Source organism: Pseudomonas gingeri (assembly GCF_013385635.1).
Classification (GTDB): domain Bacteria; phylum Pseudomonadota; class Gammaproteobacteria; order Pseudomonadales; family Pseudomonadaceae; genus Aquipseudomonas; species Aquipseudomonas gingeri_A.
This window is the reverse complement of sequence record NZ_JACAPR010000010.1, coordinates 52,510-70,132: the sequence shown is the minus strand read 5'-3', so window position 1 is coordinate 70,132 and position 17,623 is coordinate 52,510. Positions and strand designations below refer to the sequence as shown.

At 61.7% G+C, this 17,623-nt stretch carries 13 protein-coding genes; 5 read left to right on the top strand and 8 right to left on the bottom strand.

Annotation, left to right across the window (positions count from 1 at the left end; all coding sequences use genetic code 11):
• Positions 1 to 7 precede the first annotated feature (7 nt).
• From pheA to mtnA, 4 genes are all read right to left on the bottom strand, one after another.
• The gene (gene pheA / locus HX851_RS10675; protein WP_017129662.1) at positions 8 to 1,102 is read right to left on the bottom strand and encodes a prephenate dehydratase; all 1,095 of its coding nucleotides are present in this window, start codon (positions 1,100 to 1,102) and stop codon (positions 8 to 10) included.
• Positions 1,102 to 2,187: a 3-phosphoserine/phosphohydroxythreonine transaminase gene (serC, locus tag HX851_RS10670; protein WP_177065337.1), complete on the bottom strand. Its 1,086-nt coding sequence runs from the start codon at positions 2,185 to 2,187 to the stop codon at positions 1,102 to 1,104. The genes pheA and serC overlap by 1 nt, the downstream gene beginning before the upstream one ends.
• 207 nt (positions 2,188 to 2,394) lie before the next feature.
• A complete protein-coding gene (gyrA, locus tag HX851_RS10665; RefSeq protein ID WP_177065335.1) occupies positions 2,395 to 5,193 on the bottom strand; it encodes a DNA gyrase subunit A in 2,799 nt (932 codons plus the stop codon).
• Positions 5,194 to 5,518: 325 nt separating this feature from the next.
• A complete protein-coding gene (gene mtnA, locus HX851_RS10660) occupies positions 5,519 to 6,595 on the bottom strand; it encodes an S-methyl-5-thioribose-1-phosphate isomerase (protein WP_177065334.1) in 1,077 nt (358 codons plus the stop codon).
• A 109-nt stretch (positions 6,596 to 6,704) separates the two neighbouring features.
• Between mtnA and HX851_RS10655 the strand changes: the two genes are divergently transcribed.
• From HX851_RS10655 to HX851_RS10635, 5 genes are all read left to right on the top strand, one after another.
• Positions 6,705 to 8,036, top strand: a complete 1,332-nt coding sequence (locus HX851_RS10655; protein ID WP_177065333.1) for a TRZ/ATZ family hydrolase — start codon at positions 6,705 to 6,707, stop codon at positions 8,034 to 8,036.
• A 65-nt stretch (positions 8,037 to 8,101) separates the two neighbouring features.
• Positions 8,102 to 8,800, top strand: a complete 699-nt coding sequence (gene ubiG, locus HX851_RS10650; protein WP_177056587.1) for a bifunctional 2-polyprenyl-6-hydroxyphenol methylase/3-demethylubiquinol 3-O-methyltransferase UbiG — start codon at positions 8,102 to 8,104, stop codon at positions 8,798 to 8,800.
• A 3-nt stretch (positions 8,801 to 8,803) separates the two neighbouring features.
• Positions 8,804 to 9,475: an N-acetylmuramic acid 6-phosphate phosphatase MupP gene (gene mupP, locus HX851_RS10645; protein ID WP_177065332.1), complete on the top strand. Its 672-nt coding sequence runs from the start codon at positions 8,804 to 8,806 to the stop codon at positions 9,473 to 9,475.
• A 174-nt stretch (positions 9,476 to 9,649) separates the two neighbouring features.
• Positions 9,650 to 10,390 (top strand): YciK family oxidoreductase, encoded by a 741-nt coding sequence (locus HX851_RS10640; RefSeq protein ID WP_177056589.1) that lies wholly within the window; start codon positions 9,650 to 9,652, stop codon positions 10,388 to 10,390.
• Positions 10,391 to 10,757: 367 nt separating this feature from the next.
• Positions 10,758 to 11,684, top strand: coding sequence for a GGDEF domain-containing protein (locus HX851_RS10635; RefSeq protein WP_177056590.1), 927 nt, complete (start codon positions 10,758 to 10,760; stop codon positions 11,682 to 11,684).
• Positions 11,685 to 11,702: 18 nt separating this feature from the next.
• On the opposite strand, the gene HX851_RS10630 is transcribed toward HX851_RS10635, so the two are convergent.
• From HX851_RS10630 to HX851_RS10615, 4 genes are all read right to left on the bottom strand, one after another.
• Positions 11,703 to 12,458 carry an iron-containing redox enzyme family protein gene (locus HX851_RS10630; RefSeq protein WP_218170436.1) on the bottom strand — a complete coding sequence of 252 codons (756 nt, stop codon included), beginning with the start codon at positions 12,456 to 12,458 and terminating at the stop codon, positions 11,703 to 11,705.
• Between the two features lie 78 nt (positions 12,459 to 12,536).
• Positions 12,537 to 14,996 carry an EAL domain-containing protein gene (locus HX851_RS10625; protein ID WP_177056592.1) on the bottom strand — a complete coding sequence of 820 codons (2,460 nt, stop codon included), beginning with the start codon at positions 14,994 to 14,996 and terminating at the stop codon, positions 12,537 to 12,539.
• A gap of 211 nt (positions 14,997 to 15,207) precedes the next feature.
• Positions 15,208 to 17,025, bottom strand: coding sequence for an ABC transporter ATP-binding protein (locus tag HX851_RS10620; protein WP_370590535.1), 1,818 nt, complete (start codon positions 17,023 to 17,025; stop codon positions 15,208 to 15,210).
• The gene (locus HX851_RS10615; RefSeq protein ID WP_177056649.1) at positions 17,009 to 17,611 is read right to left on the bottom strand and encodes a DsbA family protein; all 603 of its coding nucleotides are present in this window, start codon (positions 17,609 to 17,611) and stop codon (positions 17,009 to 17,011) included. The genes HX851_RS10620 and HX851_RS10615 overlap by 17 nt, the downstream gene beginning before the upstream one ends.
• Positions 17,612 to 17,623 lie beyond the last annotated feature (12 nt).

The following is a 17,623-nucleotide window of genomic DNA, read 5'->3' as shown; positions in this document are numbered from 1 at the left end:
AACGCCTTTAGAGAACCGCTTTCGGGTAGGAACCCAGCACCTTGAGGGCCACCGCTTCCTGACTGATCTTCTCCAGCACACCCTTGACCAGCGGATCACGGTGATGGCCGACGAAGTCGATAAAGAACACGTACGTCCATTTACCGCTGCGCGAAGGTCGGGTTTCGATTCGCGTCAGGTCAATCCCGTTGTCGTGGAACGGCACCAGCAGCTCATGGAGCGCGCCGGGCTTGTTGCTCATGGAAACAATGATCGAGGTCTTGTCGTCGCCGGTCGGCGGCACTTCCTGGCTGCCGATCATCAGGAACCGCGTGGAGTTGTCCGGACGGTCCTCGATTTTCTCGGCCAGGCGGGTCAGCCCATACAGGCCAGCCGCCATATCGCCGGCAATGGCCGCCGAATTCCACTCGCCCTTGACCCGCTTGGCCGCCTCGGCGTTGCTCGACACCGCCACGCGCTCGACATTCGGGTAATGGGCGTCCAGCCACTTGCGACACTGGGCCAGGGACTGGGCGTGGGAATAGATACGGCTGATGCTGTCGGTCTTGGTGTTTTCGCCCACCAGCAGATGGTGGTGGATACGCAACTCGACCTCGCCACAGATCACCATGTCGTGCTCGAGGAAGCTGTCGAGGGTATGGTTGACCGCACCCTCGGTGGAGTTTTCCACCGGCACCACACCGAAGTTCACCGCACCGGCGGCGACTTCGCGGAACACTTCGTCGATGGCCGCCATCGGCTTGCTGATCACCGCATGACCGAAGTGCTTCATCGCCGCCGCCTGGGTGAACGTGCCCTCAGGGCCCAGATAAGCCACTTTCAGCGGCTGCTCCAGCGCCAGGCAGGAGGACATGATCTCGCGGAACAGCCGCGCCATTTCCTCGTTGCCCAACGGCCCCTGGTTGCGTTCCATGACGCGCTTGAGCACCTGGGCTTCACGCTCTGGACGATAGAACACCGGCACTTCGCCTTCGGCCAGCGAGGCCATCTTTACCCGCGCGACTTCCTGGGCGCAGCGTGCGCGCTCGCTGATCAGTTCGAGGACTTTCTCGTCGAGGCTGTCGATGCGCAGGCGCAGTGCCTTGAGTTCTTGTTCAGACATTAGCCGTGTTCCTTCTCGAACTCTGCCATGTACGCCACCAACGCATTGACCGCATTGATGTCGACGGCGTTATAGATGGAGGCACGCATGCCGCCCACCGAACGGTGACCCTTGAGGTTCAACAGGCCGCGAGCGTCGGCGCCGGCCAGGAACGGTTTGTCCAGGCGGTCGTCAGCCAGACGGAACGGCACGTTCATCCACGAACGGTCGGTCTTGTTGATCGGGTTGCTGTACAGGCCGCTGGCATCGATGAAGTCGTACAAGGTGCGCTGCTTGACTTCGTTGAGCTTGCCAATGGCTGCCACACCACCCTGCTCCTTCAGCCACTCGAATACCAGCCCGGAGAGGTACCAGGCCAGGGTCGGCGGGGTGTTGTACATGGAGCCGTTGTCGGCCGCGACCTTGTAGTTGAGCATGGTCGGGCAGATCGAACGCGCGTGCCCCAGCAGGTCTTCGCGAATAATGTTCACGACGATCCCGCTCGGACCGATGTTCTTCTGCGCGCCGGCGTAGATCATGCCGAAACGCGAGATATCCACAGGACGCGAGAGAATGTCCGAAGACATGTCGGCGACCAGCGGTACATCGCCGGTTTGCGGAATCCAGTTGAATTCCAGGCCACCGATGGTTTCGTTCGGCGCGTAGTGAACGTAGGCGGCATCCTTGGACAGGCTCCACTCGTTCTGCCCGGGAATGGCGAAATAGTCGTAGGGCTTGGCCGTGGCCGCCACATTGACAGCGCCATAACGCGAGGCTTCCTCGATGGCTTTCTGCGACCAGATACCGGTGTCGATATAGTCGGCCTTGCCGTTTTCCGGCAGCAGGTTCAGGGGAATCTGGGAAAACTGCTGGCTGGCGCCGCCCTGCAGGAACAGCACCTTGTAGTTCGAGGGGATATCCAGCAGGTCACGCAGATCCTGCTCGGCCTTGGTAGCGATGGAGACGAATTCATCGCTGCGATGACTCATTTCCATGACCGACAGCCCTTTGCCGTGCCAGTCCAGCAATTCCGACTGGGCACGCAACAGGACAGCTTCAGGCAGCGCAGCGGGACCCGCGCAGAAGTTATAGGCTCGTTTGCTCACATCCACTCTCGCTTTGCTTGGAGATATACACGCCGCCCGTCCTGCCCGGCGCCCTGCAGGAAAGAACCGCCGACCCAAGGTCGACGAATCTCGATACTCCTGACACGACGAAGCGGTCCGACAACGACCGCTCCGCGTTCGATCACAACCCATCACACTTCGATCGGTTGCCCTACAGTAGCTACAACGTCAGGCGCAGGCGCTTGATTAATCCTGCGGTTCAACTTCATCGGTCGCCGCGTCCAGCGACGAGTCGTCGGCCACGCCGTCGATCATCACTTCGCCATCGAACTCGACGCTTTCTTCACTTTCCAGCTCCTCGCCTTCGACTTCCGACGGCTCCTGTACACGCTCCAGGCCCACCAGTGTCTCGTCGCTGGCCAGCTTGATCAGGGTCACGCCCTGGGTGTTACGACCCAGGCTGGAAACTTCGTCGACACGGGTACGCACCAGGGTGCCCTGATCGGAAATCAGCATGATTTCCTCGCCTTCCTGCACCTGGATCGCGCCAATCAACTGGCCGTTGCGATCCTTGGTGACCATGGCGATCACGCCCTGACCGCCACGTCCGCGACGCGGGAACTTGCTCAGCGGGGTGCGCTTGCCGAAACCGCGCTCGGAAGCGGTAAGGATCTGCGCACCCGATTCCGGGATCAGCATGGAGATCAACTGCTGGCCCTTGCCGATGCGCATGCCGCGGATACCACGGGCGCCACGGCCCATCTCGCGTACCACGCTCTCGGCGAAACGAATCACCTTGCCGGCGTTGGAGAACAGCATGACTTCCTTGGCACCGTCGGTGATCGCGGCAGCAATCAGGGTGTCGCCTTCCTTCAGCTTCAGGGCGATCAGGCCGCTGGAGCGTGGACGGCTGAATTGTGCCAGCGGGGTCTTCTTGACCGTACCGAAAGCCGTGGCCATGAAGATATAGGCACCGGTCGGCTCGGCCACCAGTTCCGCCGTGTCGCCATCGACCTCTTCGGCCGCGTCAACCGCGTCATCGGCTTCGATCACTTCACCTTCGATCACCGCATCGTCGGCATCGTCCAGGTCGTCATCGGCACCGGCGCTCTGCTGCAGGGCTTCCAGGTCGATCTGCAACATGGTGGTGATGTACTCACCTTCGTCCAGCGGTAGCAGGTTGACCAGCGGTCGGCCGCGAGCGGCACGGGACGCCTCGGGAATCTCGTAGGTCTTGAGCCAGTACACCTTGCCCTTGCTGGAGAACAGCAGGAGCGTGGCATGGCTGTTGGCAACCAGCAGGTGCGCGATGTAGTCTTCATCCTTGACGCCGGTCGCCGACTTGCCTTTACCACCGCGACGCTGGGCCTGGTAGGACGACAGCGGCTGGGTCTTGGCGTAGCCGCTGTGGGAAATGGTCACCACGCGCTCTTCTTCCGGAATCATGTCGCCCAGGGTCAGGTCGAGGCGCGCATCGAGGATTTCGGTGCGACGCGCATCGCCGTACTCGGCGCGAATGACTTCCAGCTCCTCGCGGATCACTTCCATCAGGCGCGTGGCGCTGTTGAGGATGCGGATCAGTTCGCCGATCTGGTTGAGGATTTCCTGGTATTCGGCCAGCAGCTTCTCGTGCTCCAGGCCGGTCAGACGGTGCAGGCGCAGTTCCAGGATGGCTTGCGCCTGTTCCGGCGACAGGAAGTACTTGCCGTCACGCATACCGTATTGCGGATCGAGGTTTTCCGGGCGGCAGGAGTCTGCCCCGGCACGCTCGACCATGGTCATCACCGCACTGGACTCCCAAGGCGTACTGATCAGCGCTTCCTTGGCTTCCGACGGCGTCGGCGACGCCTTGATCAGGGCGATGACCGGGTCGATGTTCGACAGGGCAACGGCCTGGCCTTCGAGGATATGACCTCGTTCGCGGGCCTTGCGCAGTTCGAACACGGTACGCCGGGTCACGACTTCGCGACGGTGACGGACAAAGGCTTCCAGCAGATCCTTGAGGTTCAGGATCCGCGGGCGACCGTCGATCAATGCGACGATGTTGATGCCGAACACGCTCTGCAACTGGGTCTGGGCGTAGAGGTTGTTGAGAATCACCTCTGGCACTTCGCCACGACGCAGCTCGATCACTACGCGCATACCGTCCTTGTCGGACTCGTCGCGCAGCTCGGTGATGCCTTCGAGCTTCTTCTCCTTGACCAGCTCGGCGATCTTCTCGATCAGGCGAGCCTTGTTCAACTGGTACGGCAGTTCGGTGATGACGATCTGCTGGCGGCCACCGACCTTGTCGATATCCTCGACAGTCGAGCGGGCACGCATGTAGATGCGCCCGCGACCGGTACGATAGGCCTCGATGATCCCGGCACGGCCGTTGATGATCGCGGCGGTCGGGAAGTCCGGCCCCGGGATGAACTGCATCAGTTCGTCGACGGTCAGTTCGGGGTTGTCGATCAGCGCCAGGCAACCGTCGATCACTTCGCCGAGGTTGTGTGGCGGGATGTTGGTCGCCATGCCCACGGCGATACCGCTGGAACCGTTGACCAGCAGGTTGGGGATACGGGTCGGCATGACCGCCGGGATCTGTTCGGTGCCGTCATAGTTCGGCACCCAGTCCACGGTTTCCTTGTGCAGGTCGGCCAGCAACTCGTGCGCCAGCTTGGTCATGCGCACTTCGGTGTATCGCATGGCCGCGGCATTGTCACCGTCGACCGAACCGAAGTTGCCCTGGCCGTCGACCAGGAGATAACGCAGGGAGAACGGCTGCGCCATCCGAACAATGGTGTCGTACACCGCGGTATCACCGTGAGGGTGATACTTACCGATCACGTCACCGACCACACGGGCAGATTTCTTGTACGGCTTGTTCCAGTCGTTACCCAGCTCGCTCATCGCAAACAGGACACGCCGGTGCACGGGCTTCAAGCCATCGCGTGCATCGGGCAGCGCCCGCCCGACAATCACGCTCATCGCGTAGTCGAGGTAGGACTGTTTCAGCTCGTCTTCGATATTGACCGGGAGGATTTCTTTGGCCAGTTCGCCCATGAGAAGCCTGATTCCTTTTTCTGGTGAAACTTCGTCACATCCATATGGGACGAACGAAGCTTGCCGCTGCCGACCTGATGCCTGGCAGCGACTTACGACAAATCAACGAGTTATGCCATGGATCTGCGCAGTAAGGGCAGACCGTTCGGACAGCCCTGGAAACCGCCGGATGTTATCACAATCGCCGCCACGCACCTATCCCCGGATACATAAGGAAGTAGACAGGCGACCAACGAAACCCTTCGAGAGCGCATCGAGAGGGGCTTAAAAGCAAAATGCCTGCATTCAGACCCCGAAAAAATCAGCCGGCCTGGAAAAAACCGGCTCAGTGCAGGCGTTTGCGGCACATCAATTGAGTCATCTTTGCGGCATCCGGTCGCTCGACGATACCCTTTTCGGTCACGATGACATCGATCAGGTCCGCCGGCGTCACATCGAATACCGGATTGAACGCTTCGACCGCCACACCGAGCCGCTGCCCGCCGACGCTCAGCAGTTCGTCGCCTTCACGCTCCTCCAGCACGATATCGTCGCCGCTGGCCAGATTCATGTCGATGGTCGAACTCGCCGCCACCACCATGAACCGAACGCCGTGGTGCATGGCGCAGACGGCCAACTGGTAGGTACCGATCTTGCTCGCCACGTCACCGTTGGCGGTAATCCGGTCGGCGCCGACGACGACCCAGGTCACTCCCTTGGTCTTCAAAATGTGGGCGGCGGCGGAGTCCGCGTTCACGGTCACCTGGATGCCCTCGTTGGCCAGTTCCCAGGCGGTCAGCCGCGAACCCTGCAGCCAGGGCCGGGTTTCGTCGACGTAGACGCGCTCGACCATGCCTTCGAGGAACGCACCGCGAATCACGCCCAGCGCGGTGCCGAAACCGCCGGTCGCCAAAGCCCCGGTATTGCCGTGGGTGAGGATCGCCTGGGCATTGCCCTGGTGCTTGCGAATCAGGTCGACACCCAACTGCGCCATGGTCAGGTTGGCTTCACGGTCGCTTTCATGGATGGCAATGGCCTCGGCCTCCAGCGCCGCCAGCGGATCGGCGCTGTCGCGGGCGCGCTCCAGGCGTTCGCGCATGCGCCCGAGCGCCCAGGAAAGGTTGGCCGCGGTCGGTCGCGAAGCGGCCAGCAGGGCAAAATCCTCTTCCAGCGCAGCGACCCAGCCAAGACCTTCGGCAAACCGCGCGCGCGCCGCCAGCACCAGGCCGTAGGCGGCAGCAATACCGATGACCGGCGCACCGCGCACGACCATGGAGCGAATCGCCTCGGCCACCCCCACCGCGCTGCTACAGGCCAGCCAGCTTTCCTCGAACGGCAGGGTGCGCTGGTCGAGCAGATACAAGGCCCCCTGGCGCCAATCGATGGCCTTGACCTTTTCCGCTGCCAACAACCGATCGCGCATGATTCACTCCGCACTGGGAAACAAAAGCCGCCGATTATAGCGAGCCCCCCGCCAAGACGCTCGGGTATACTTCGCCGTCCTTTTGCATAAAGCCTGGAAGCCGTCCTCGATGCCGAACATCGCCGCCCCGCTCGACTTGCTGTTGCTGCCCTCCTGGCTGGTGCCTGTCGAACCCGCCGGCGTGGTCCTCAAGGAACACGGCCTGGGCATCCGCGATGGGCGCATCGTGTTTATCGGACCACGGGCCGAGGCCTTGAAACTCAAGGCCGGCGAAATCCGGGAGCTGCCGGGAACACTGCTCGCCCCGGGACTGGTGAATGCCCACGGGCATGCCGCCATGACCCTGTTCCGCGGCCTGGCCGACGACTTGCCGCTGATGACCTGGCTGGAACAACATATCTGGCCCGCCGAAGGCAAGTGGGTCGACGAAGCGTTCGTCCGCGACGGTACCGACCTGGCCATTGCCGAGCAGCTCAAGGGCGGCATCAGTTGCTTCTCGGACATGTACTTTTTCCCGAAAGTTGCCAGCGAGTGCGTACACGACAGCGGTATTCGCGCCCAGATCGCCGTGCCGATCCTCGATTTCCCGATCCCCGGCGCGACCAGCAGCGACGAATCCCTGCGCCAGGCCATCGAACTGTTCGGCGACCTCAAGCATCACCCACGCATCAAGATAGCCTTCGGCCCCCACGCCCCCTATACCGTTGGTGACGAAAACCTGGAAAAAATCCGTGTCATCGCCGAAGAACTCGACGCCGCGATCCATATGCATGTGCATGAGACCGCTTTCGAGGTCCGGCAGGCGGTCGAACAGAACGGCGAACGGCCACTGGCCCGCCTGGCTCGCCTCGGCCTGCTGGGACCACGCTTCCAGGCCGTGCACATGACCCAGATCAGCGATGACGACCTGGCCTTGCTGGTAGAAAGCAACACCAGCGTGATCCACTGCCCGGAATCGAACCTGAAACTGGCCAGTGGTTTCTGCCCGGTGGAACGCTTGTGGCAGGCCGGCGTCAATGTGGCAGTAGGCACCGATGGCGCGGCGAGCAACAATGACCTCGACCTGCTGGGAGAAACCCGCACCGCTGCCCTGCTGGCCAAGGCCGTTGCCGGCTCCGCCAGCGCCCTGGATGCCCATCGCGCCCTGCGCATGGCCACCCTCAACGGTGCGCGCGCCCTCGGCCTGGAGAGTGAGATCGGCACCCTGGAAGTGGGCAAGGCCGCGGACATGGTCGCTTTCGACCTTTCGGGCCTGGCCCAGCAACCGGTCTATGATCCGGTGTCCACCCTGATCTACGCCAGCGGCCGCGATTGCGTGCAACACCTGTGGGTTGGCGGCAAGCAACTGCTCGACGACCGGCGCCTGACCCGCCTGGACGAACAACGACTGAGCGCCACGGCCCGGGCCTGGGGCCAGCGCATTAACGGTCATGCGCACTGATTTGATCATCCCGGGTCCGAGCGACCCTGGATCACCCTGTTTTCAAGTTTTCAGAGGATAGTCCCATGAGCAACGTCGACCACGCCGAAATCGCCAAATTCGAAGCCCTCGCCCATCGCTGGTGGGACCGTGAAAGCGAGTTCAAGCCGCTGCACGACATCAACCCGCTGCGGGTCAACTGGATCGACGAGCGGGTCAAGCTCGCCGGCAAGAAAGTCCTCGATGTCGGTTGCGGCGGCGGCATCCTCAGCGAAGCCATGGCCCAGCGCGGCGCCACGGTCATGGGCATCGACATGGGCGAAGCGCCCCTGGCCGTGGCCCAGTTGCACCAGCTGGAATCGGGTGTCAGCGTCGAGTACCGGCAGATCACCGCCGAGGCCCTGGCCGAGGAAATGCCCGAACAGTTCGACGTGGTCACCTGCCTGGAAATGCTTGAGCACGTGCCCGACCCGTCGTCAGTGATCCGTGCCTGCTTCCGCATGGTCAAGCCCGGCGGCCAGGTGTTCTTCTCCACCATCAACCGCAACCCGAAGGCCTATCTGTTTGCCATCGTCGGTGCCGAATACATCATGGGCCTGCTGCCACGCGGCACCCACGACTTCAAGAAATTCATCCGCCCTTCCGAACTGGGTGCCTGGAGTCGCGACGCCGGCCTGGCGGTCAAGGACATCATCGGCCTGACCTACAATCCGCTGACCAAGCACTACAAGCTGGCCTCCGACGTGGCGGTGAACTACATGATCCAGACCCTGCGCGAGGAATGACCGATGCGCTTGAGAGCGGTTCTCTTCGACATGGACGGTACCCTGCTCGATACCGCGCCGGACTTTATCGCCATCTGCCAGGCCATGCTGGCTGATCGCGGGCTGCCAGCGATTGCCGACCGGCTGATTCGCGACGAGATTTCCGGCGGTGCCCGCGCGATGGTCGCGGTGACCTTCATGCTGGACCCCGAGTCGCCGGGCTTCGAGGATCTTCGTCAGGAGTTCCTCGAACGTTACCTGAAGGCCTGCGCCGTCCACAGCAAGCTGTTCGACGGCATGGGTGAATTGCTGGCGGATATCGAGAAAGCCAATCTCTTCTGGGGCGTGGTCACCAACAAACCGTTGCGCTTCGCCGAGCCGATCATGCAGCAGCTCGGCCTGGCGGAGCGCTCCGCCCTGCTGATCTGCCCGGACCACGTAAAGAACAGCAAGCCTGATCCGGAGCCGCTGATTCTGGCGTGCAAGATGCTCGACCTGGACCCGGCCAGCGTCCTGTTCGTCGGCGACGACCTGCGCGATATCGAATCGGGTCGCGATGCCGGGACCCGGACCGCTGCCGTGCGCTACGGTTATATCCACCCGGACGATAACCCCGATCACTGGGGGGCCGATGTCGTGGTGGATCATCCGCTGGAGTTGCGCAAGGTGCTGGATAACGCGCTGTGCAGTTGCTGAACCAGGATATTGCAAACACCGCGCCCCTGTAGGAGCCGGCTTGCCGGCGATGGCGACCGGTCATGCGGTGCAAGGCTCGAGGGCCTGATCGCTGGCAAGCCAGCCCCTACACAAGCCAGTGCATACAATTCCATGTGAACCGCACACCTGTATTAGATTTGTTGAGGTTTAGCCATGTTTGATTACTCCGCCCGCCCCGAATTGCTCAAGGATCGGGTGATCCTGGTCACCGGTGCCGGTCGCGGCATTGGCGCCGCCGCCGCCAAGACCTACGCCGCCCACGGCGCCACCGTACTGCTGCTGGGCAAGACCGAAGCCAACCTGACCCTGGTCTATGACGAAATCGAAGCCGCCGGTCATCCACAACCGGCGGTGATTCCGTTCAACCTGGAAACCGCCCTGCCGCACCAGTACGACGAACTGGCGGCGATGATCGAAACCGAGTTCGGCCACCTCGACGGCCTGCTCCACAACGCTTCGATCATCGGCCCGCGCACACCGATCGAACAACTCTCGGGCGAAAACTTCATGCGGGTCATGCAGGTCAACGTCAACGCCATGTTCATGCTGACCAGTACCCTGCTGCCCCTGCTCAAGCTGTCCCGGGACGCCTCGGTGATCTTCACCTCCAGCAGCGTCGGCCGCAAAGGCCGCGCCTACTGGGGTGCCTACGGGGTATCCAAGTTCGCCACCGAAGGCCTGATGCAGACCCTGGCTGACGAGCTCGATAACGTCGCACCCGTGCGCGCCAACAGCATCAACCCCGGCGCCACCCGCACCAGCATGCGCGCCCAGGCCTATCCCGGGGAGAACCCGCAGAACAATCCGACGCCTGAAGAGATCATGCCGGTCTACCTGTACCTGATGGGCCCCGACAGTACCGGCATCAACGGCCAGGCCTTCAACGCCCAGTAATACACCCCGCCTTGCCCCCCCGTGCCGGAATACCGGCACGGCAATCCGGGCATCTCAAAAAGCCAGTACGGCAAGTCAAACAATTGCCGCCCCTCCCCGGTTTTTGCCTTCGTCAAAAAACCAAGCTAATGAATTTCAAAGAGTTTTATTGATTTGAACCGGTTGGCACGACTTTCGCTCTAACTTCCCTCAGACAGGTTGTGTGAAAGCCACGGGGCGTTCCATCGGCTTGGGCTACCAAGCCCGGGCGAAACGATTAGACTGATGCCAATTGTCCTACGGGACTGATGGATCAGTACGACGCGCAGCCCCCAAGCCGCTCTCACCAGCCTGTAAGACCGCATGCTGTACCCAGGGGCTGACCACCATGAAGACACCGATCCAGACCAACACCATCGACTTCGACAGTGCCAAGTTGCAGCGCCTGGGTTTCGGTCAGGCCCCCAGTCTTTTCCAACGCCCCACCACGCTGACCCAACTGCGCCAGCAACTCGGCCTGCAGTTGCAGACCAGCCTGGAACCGGAACGCATTCTCGGCCTGTTTTTCCGCGAAATTCAGCGCCTGGTCCCCCTGCACTCGCTGATCTACGTGCATCAAAGCAGCGACCTGCGCCTCGAATTCGGTCAACGCGGTCATCACTCGGTCAGCTACAGCCTCAGCCATGAGGGCGAGCACCTGGGGGAACTGCTGTTCCGGCGCAACCAGCGCTTCACCGAACAGGAACTGGGCAACCTGGAGTCACTGCTTTCCTGCCTGCTCTATCCGGTACGTAACGCCTTGCTGTATCGCTCCGCCACCCAGAGTGCGCTGCGCGACCCACTGACCGAGACCGGCAATCGCATCGCCATGGAACAGACCCTGCAGCGAGAGACTGAACTGGCACGTCGCCACAGCCAGCCGCTCTCGCTGTTGATGCTCGATATCGATCACTTCAAGCGCATCAACGACAGCTACGGCCACAGTGCCGGCGACCAGGTACTCAAGGCCGTCGCCGTCTCGATCAAGAGCCAGTTGCGTAATATCGACATGGTGTTTCGTTATGGCGGGGAAGAATTCCTGATCGTCCTGTCCAACACCAGCCGCGAAGCTGCGGCCCTGGTGGGTGAACGCCTGCGCCAGGCAGCGCAGGGTCAGGATTACGCGGCCAACGAGCAGACCATCAGCCTGACGGTGAGCCTGGGCTGTGCCACCTTGCTGGCGGGGGAATCAACGGAAAGCCTGCTGCGGCGCGCGGACAGCGCCCTGTATGTGGCCAAGCGCGAAGGTCGCAACCGACTGGCAATGGCGGGGTAACCCCCGCCACCTGTCAACTCAGCTTTCAGCGAGTTCTGCCTGGCGCTCACGGGCGACCGGAGTCTTTTCCAGTTGCATGCACCGCTCCAGGAACAGGTACATGTAGTCGTAGCTCTTGCAGACGGCCTGGCGTAGCTCGACCTGCAGAGCCTTGCCCGGGTTCATGCCAGCCAGGGTACAGATGATCTCCAGCGCCTCCCACGGATGGGCATCATCATACTGGGCGTGCATCTTCAGCCACTTCATTGCCCGCTTGCGCTCCTCTTCAGGGAACGCCGCCGCGTAGACGCCGTTGGAGCAGACCAGCGCCGACCATTCGCCGGTGGCCCCTTCGATGGCATAGTTGGTCGCGGCAATCGCCACCACCAACGAATCCGCCGAGCTGGTATGCCAGCACCAATGGCTCAGGGCATGCAGCTCAGGAGCAACCTGTTGCGCCTGCAGGTCTTCGAGGGTGACGCCATGGGCGCGGCTCCAGTGCACCCAGTAATCGGCATGGTTCAACTCCACGCGAATATTGCGCATCAGCCAGCGACGCGCCATGTCCTCGCCAGGATGGCGGGCAAAGCGGGTCTTGGTGAGGTTCTGGGCCATGTACAACGCAAACTGTTCTACCACCGGCCAGCCGCCAATCAGATATTGACGCATGGTTTTCGCGCTCAGCTTGTTGTCGCGCATCCGCTGGTAAAGTTCGTGTTCGACAACCCGGCGCTTGCTCTCGCTACAGTCCCGAATGAGCTGTTGTGCCCATGCGGGGTAACTGGAGGCTTCCATAAGCGGGCCGGTTCTGCTGAATGTGTCGATCACTGTCGAGCTCCTTTTGAGTGGTGATTGTGCAGACCGGCGAAGGTTTCAGCGGAACGTGCCAGGCGCCCTGAACAGCAAGGGTCGAGGTCGCGCGGGTCGACACAGCAGACTGTCGCACGTGAACAACTGCGGGCGTTCGATCACATAGCCCTGAGCATAATCCACACCGATCTCCAGCAATGCCTGCTCGATCTGCGGCGTTTCAACAAACTCTGCAATGGTTCGCTTACCCATGACATGGCCGATGTGGTTGATCACTTCGACCATGGCGCGGTTAATCGGGTCGTCCAGCATATCCTTTACGAAACTTCCATCGATCTTCAGGAAGTCTACAGGCAAATGTTTAAGATATGCGAATGAAGACATGCCCGCACAAAAGTCATCCAGAGAGAAGTGACAACCTAAACCTTTGAGTTCATTGATAAAACGAATGGCGCTCCCAAGGTTGGAAATAGCGCTGGTTTCAGTGATTTCAAAACAGATCAACTGCGGCGGAATCCCGTGCAGGGCAAATTGCTCGTGGAGGAAGCCGAGGAAGTTCTCGTCGCCGATGGTAGTGCCTGACAGATTGATCGCACACATCGCCATCGGCTCTTCGCGCTTCAGGGCAATGCACTGGGCAACCACCTTGAACACGTTCTGCACCACCCAGCGGTCCAGCTGGTTCATCAATCCGTAGCGCTCGGCCGCCGGGATAAAGCTGTCGGGCAGGATCATCCGCCCCGCTTCATCATGCAGTCTCAGCAGGATTTCTACATGACCCTCTGCATGATCGGTCTGACCCAGCGCGGAAATTTCCTGCGAGTACAGGCAAAAACGGTCCTCCTCCAGAGCCATATGCAGGCGCTGGACCCAGGCCATTTCGCCAAAACGCAGGGACAACTCCGAATCGTCGGCGTGATACACCTGAACCCGGTTGCGGCCTTTTTCCTTGGCCATGTAGCACGCCATATCCGCCGCGCGCAGTGAGGATTCGAGGGTCGCGGGCGTCTGGTGGATATGCACCAGGCCGATACTGACCGTGGTGACAAAAGGCCGCCCTTTCCAGACAAAGTGCAGGTTCTGCACAGTCTGGCGTAATCCTTCCGCGATTTTTTCAGAAACGTCTGAAGGGCAATTCTCCAGCAAAATCCCGAACTCATCCCCGCCCAGCCGCGCCAGGGTATCGCCTTCGCGCAGGCCGGATTGCAACAGCGCGCAGATATGCCGGAGCAACTCGTCACCGGCGGCATGCCCGCAGGTGTCATTGACCAGCTTGAACTGATCCAGGTCGAGGAACATCAGCGCGTGACGAGCGGGCTGACGACCCAGGTTATGCAGCGCCTGTTCCAGTCGGTATTCGAACTCGCGGCGGTTGGCCAGGCCGGTCAGGGCATCATGGGTGGCCTGCCAGGACAGGTTGGCGATGTATTGCCGCTCCTGGGTCATATCGTGCAGCACCAGCACCGCGCCACTGACCTTGCCGGCATTGCGGATCGGCGCACCGACCAGGGTTACCGACACGGTACTGCCGTCCAGTCGCTGGATCAGCTTGGAGTGCTCGCTGCCGCCGCCCAGTTGTCCGCCAAGGATATGTTCGATCAGCGTAAAACCTTCCTCCTGGGCATTTTCGTCCAACAGGTTGAACAGCGCCGCCAGGGGCAACCCGTAGGCCTGTCCGGCCTTCCAGTGGGTCAGGTGCTCCGCCGCGGGGTTCATATAGGCAATCGCCCCCTCGACATCGGTGGTGATCACCCCGTCGCCGATGGACTCCAGGGTGATCTGCGCCCGCTCCTTTTCCAGCTGCAAGGCGTCGGCAAAGGCATGGCGTTGGGCCAGCAGCTTGTGCGTGCGCAGCAAGGCCAGGACGATCAGCCCCAGTGCCGTGGCGAGGTTGGTGATCAGCAGCAGGCGCAGGATGACTCGCGAGCCTTCGCCCAGGGCATCGCTGAACGCCTTGGCAGCCGGTGTCACCCCATCATTGATGGCGAAGATCCGGCTTTTCCAGTGCTGGATGTCGATGGCCGTTGCCACATTGGTGGAAATCGCCCGGTGCATCTGCTGGGCGACTTCATCCAGTTGTACCAGGTAGCCATCACCCACCGTCCACTTTTCGATGGCCTGCTCGAGGTAGCTGAAATGGCGAAAATTGAGGTACAGCCAGATAAGGCTGGAGACGTCGGCCGGGTGATTGCCGCCCTGCAGGATACCTCGGCGCGCCGCCTCCAGGTCAGGCGTCGCGGCGTCCAGGGCAATACGCAGCTCATGCCCGCCCTGGGGCACGGCAATCGCCTGCTGATACTTGAGGAAAATCGCCTCGTCGCGACTGTCGGCATACAGGTTGAGATAGTAGATCGCGTCCTTCTGGCCCTTTGACCAGAGACTCTCGCCAGCCACGTAGCCACGCACGGCTGAAAGCACATAGAGGCTGAGACAACCCAGCAATGCCTGGAACAGCACGACGGCGATAAAGGGCCAGACAATGCCCAGCAGCCGTGGCGTTCCGAGAGTTTGCTTGCGCTTCATGAGTTCCCTTGCATCAGCACAGCCAGATGGACAGCCGAGAGAATTTCACCCCTGATAGCACAGCCTAGGCTAATTTCAGCAACCTCGAACGGATCGTTGATCGACTCGAAACAACCGATTCTGGCCAAGCACCCACCGACAGCAAGGGAAAAATATTTCTTCCAGTCAATTCAACCACTAAGCACAGAATTTCGAGAAAAATTCAAGAGCGTCAAATTTTCTGCAGGTGCCCGTAAAGCTTGGCGTACAGGCCACCTTCGGCAATCAGCTGTTGATGGTCGCCATCTTCGGCAATCCGGCCGCCATCGAACACCAGCACCCGATCGGCCTGTTTTACCGCCGACAGGCGATGAGCAATGATCAAGGTCGTGCGACCGCTGAGAAACCGGCTCAAGGCCTGATGCAGGTTGTATTCGGTGGCGGCGTCCAGTGCCGAGGTCGCTTCGTCGAGAATGACCACCTTGGGTTCGGCCAGCACCATCCGGGCAATCGCCAGGCGCTGCCGCTGGCCGCCGGACAGGCGCACACCGGAACGCCCGACAATGCTGTCCAACCCCTGGGGCAGAACGCTGATGGTGCTGTCGAGCTGGGCGATTTCCAGGGCCCGCCAGCAGGCTTCGTCACTGCGGTCGCGGCCCATGGTGAGATTGGCGCGCACCGTATCGTTGAACAGCGCCGGATGCTGCAGCACCACGGCGACATGCTCGCGCACCGTCTCCAGGCCGATCTCGGCCTGGGACGAACCACCAAAACGGATGGTGCCGGACTGCGGTGTGTAGAGGCCAAGCAGCAATTGCACCAGGGTGCTCTTGCCGCCCCCGCTGGCACCGACGATCGCGACCTTTTCACCGGGGGCGATGGACAGGTCCAACTGATCGAGAACCGGCTCCTCGCCATAGGCAAAGCTCAGCCCGCGCACCTCGATCCCGACTGTTTCGCGCCCGACAAATGGGTCGACACCACCCGGATATTGCGGCTCGTCGGCACGTGCCAGCAATTCATTGATCCGCGTCAGCGCGCCGCCTGCCGCATAGTAGGCGTATTGCAGGTTGAGCAGTTGCTCCACCGGACCGATCATGAACCACAGGTAGCTGAACACGGCGAGCATCTGGCCGATCGACAGGTCCGAGAACAACACCGTGAGCATGGCCGCCGCGCGAAAGATATCGATGCCGAACTGGAACAGCAGGCCGCTGGCCCGGCTCGACGCATCGCTTTTCCATTGGGAGGCCACGGCATAGTCGCGCACTTCCCGGGCCCGCTGCCCGAGGCGCCCGAGGAAAAAGCCCTGGCGATTGCCGGCACGCACTTCCTGGATGGCGTCGAGGGTTTCCGTCAGTGCCTGGGTAAACCGCGAGGTGCTGTCGTTTTCCAGTTTCTTCAGGTGTTTGACGCGTTTGCCCAACTGCACCGTGAAGTAGATCACCAGCGGGTTGAACAACAGGATCAGCAACGCCAGCTTCCAGTGCATCCACACCAGGATGCCGGAGGTGCCGACCAGCGTCAGCATCGCCACCAGGAAACGGCTCAGGGTTTCCCCGACAAACTTGTCGAGGGTATCCAGGTCGGTGACCAGGTGTGTGGTCACCGTGCCACTGCCGAGGCTTTCATATTCGCCCAGGGAAATCCGCTTCAGACGTTCGATCAGGCGGGTGCGGATGCGATAGACGATATCCTTGGCCAGCCCGGCGAACAGCCGGGCCTGGAGGACGTTGAAGAGCAGCGCGCCGCAACGCAGGCACAGGGTGATCAGCAACATCAGGCCGATATAACCGACCGCGCTTTGCCAGCCACCGGGCAACACGTGGTTCATCACCTGCAACGCCGCGTCGCCGTGCTTGAGCAGCACCTCATCCACCAGCAGCGGCAGCAACAGCGGGATCGGCACACTGCACAAGGTCGCCATGACCGCGACGCCATTGGCAATCCACAGGGCCTTTCTGTGCTGCAGGGCCAGGCGGCGGATCTCCGCCCAGCTCAGGCGATCAGTGGGTGGTAGCGAGGATTCGGGATCAGGCACAGGCCGCACGCTCCAGCCAACGGCCGAGCAGCGGTGACAACTCGGCAAGGGGCTGGTAGCCATTGGTCAGCAGCGCCAGTTGGCCATTACGCTCGGCCAGCAGGGTCGGGAAACCGGCGATGCCCAGGTCCTGGACCCAGGTAAAGTCGGCCGCCGTGGCCGCATGCTGTTCGGCCTTGTCGAAGGCTTCGGCAAACTCGATGCGCGGCACGCCGGCCGCTTCGGCCAGTTCCACCAGCACACCGGCCTGGGTGACGTCCCGTCCTTCAACGTAGAAAGCCCGCTGGATCAGCCCCACCAGACGCCAGGCACAGTCCGCCGCCAGGCTGCGTGCGGTGATCACCGCACGGCATGCCGGTTCGGTGTCATAGACAAAGCCCTCGGGCAAGGCGCCTTCAAACGTGAAGGGCTGGCCGGTGGCCTCGGTGACCGCCTGCCAGTGCTCGAGGATGTAGCGCCGGGTGGTCGGCTCCAGGGCCGTGCCACTGCCGGTGCGCAAGCCGCCCATCACCAGGTGCAGTTCGACGCCCGCTGCCTGCGCCTGCTTGACCAGGGCCTCGGCCACCGGGGCAAAGCCCCAGCACCAGGAGCACATCGGATCCATCAC

Bases quoted from the DNA above. Each gene is read 5' to 3' on its own strand.
- pheA (WP_017129662.1), bottom strand. From the start codon at position 1,102: ATGTCTGAACAAGAACTCAAGGCACTGCGCCTGCGCATCGACAGCCTC.
- gyrA (WP_177065335.1), bottom strand. From the start codon at position 5,193: ATGGGCGAACTGGCCAAAGAAATCCTCCCGGTCAATATCGAAGACGAG.
- mtnA (WP_177065334.1), bottom strand. From the start codon at position 6,595: ATGCGCGATCGGTTGTTGGCAGCGGAAAAGGTCAAGGCCATCGATTGG.
- HX851_RS10655 (WP_177065333.1), top strand. From the start codon at position 6,705: ATGCCGAACATCGCCGCCCCGCTCGACTTGCTGTTGCTGCCCTCCTGG.
- ubiG (WP_177056587.1), top strand. From the start codon at position 8,102: ATGAGCAACGTCGACCACGCCGAAATCGCCAAATTCGAAGCCCTCGCC.
- mupP (WP_177065332.1), top strand. From the start codon at position 8,804: ATGCGCTTGAGAGCGGTTCTCTTCGACATGGACGGTACCCTGCTCGAT.
- HX851_RS10640 (WP_177056589.1), top strand. From the start codon at position 9,650: ATGTTTGATTACTCCGCCCGCCCCGAATTGCTCAAGGATCGGGTGATC.
- HX851_RS10635 (WP_177056590.1), top strand. From the start codon at position 10,758: ATGAAGACACCGATCCAGACCAACACCATCGACTTCGACAGTGCCAAG.
- HX851_RS10630 (WP_218170436.1), bottom strand. From the start codon at position 12,458: ATGGAAGCCTCCAGTTACCCCGCATGGGCACAACAGCTCATTCGGGAC.
- HX851_RS10625 (WP_177056592.1), bottom strand. From the start codon at position 14,996: ATGAAGCGCAAGCAAACTCTCGGAACGCCACGGCTGCTGGGCATTGTC.
- HX851_RS10615 (WP_177056649.1), bottom strand. From the start codon at position 17,611: ATGTGCTCCTGGTGCTGGGGCTTTGCCCCGGTGGCCGAGGCCCTGGTC.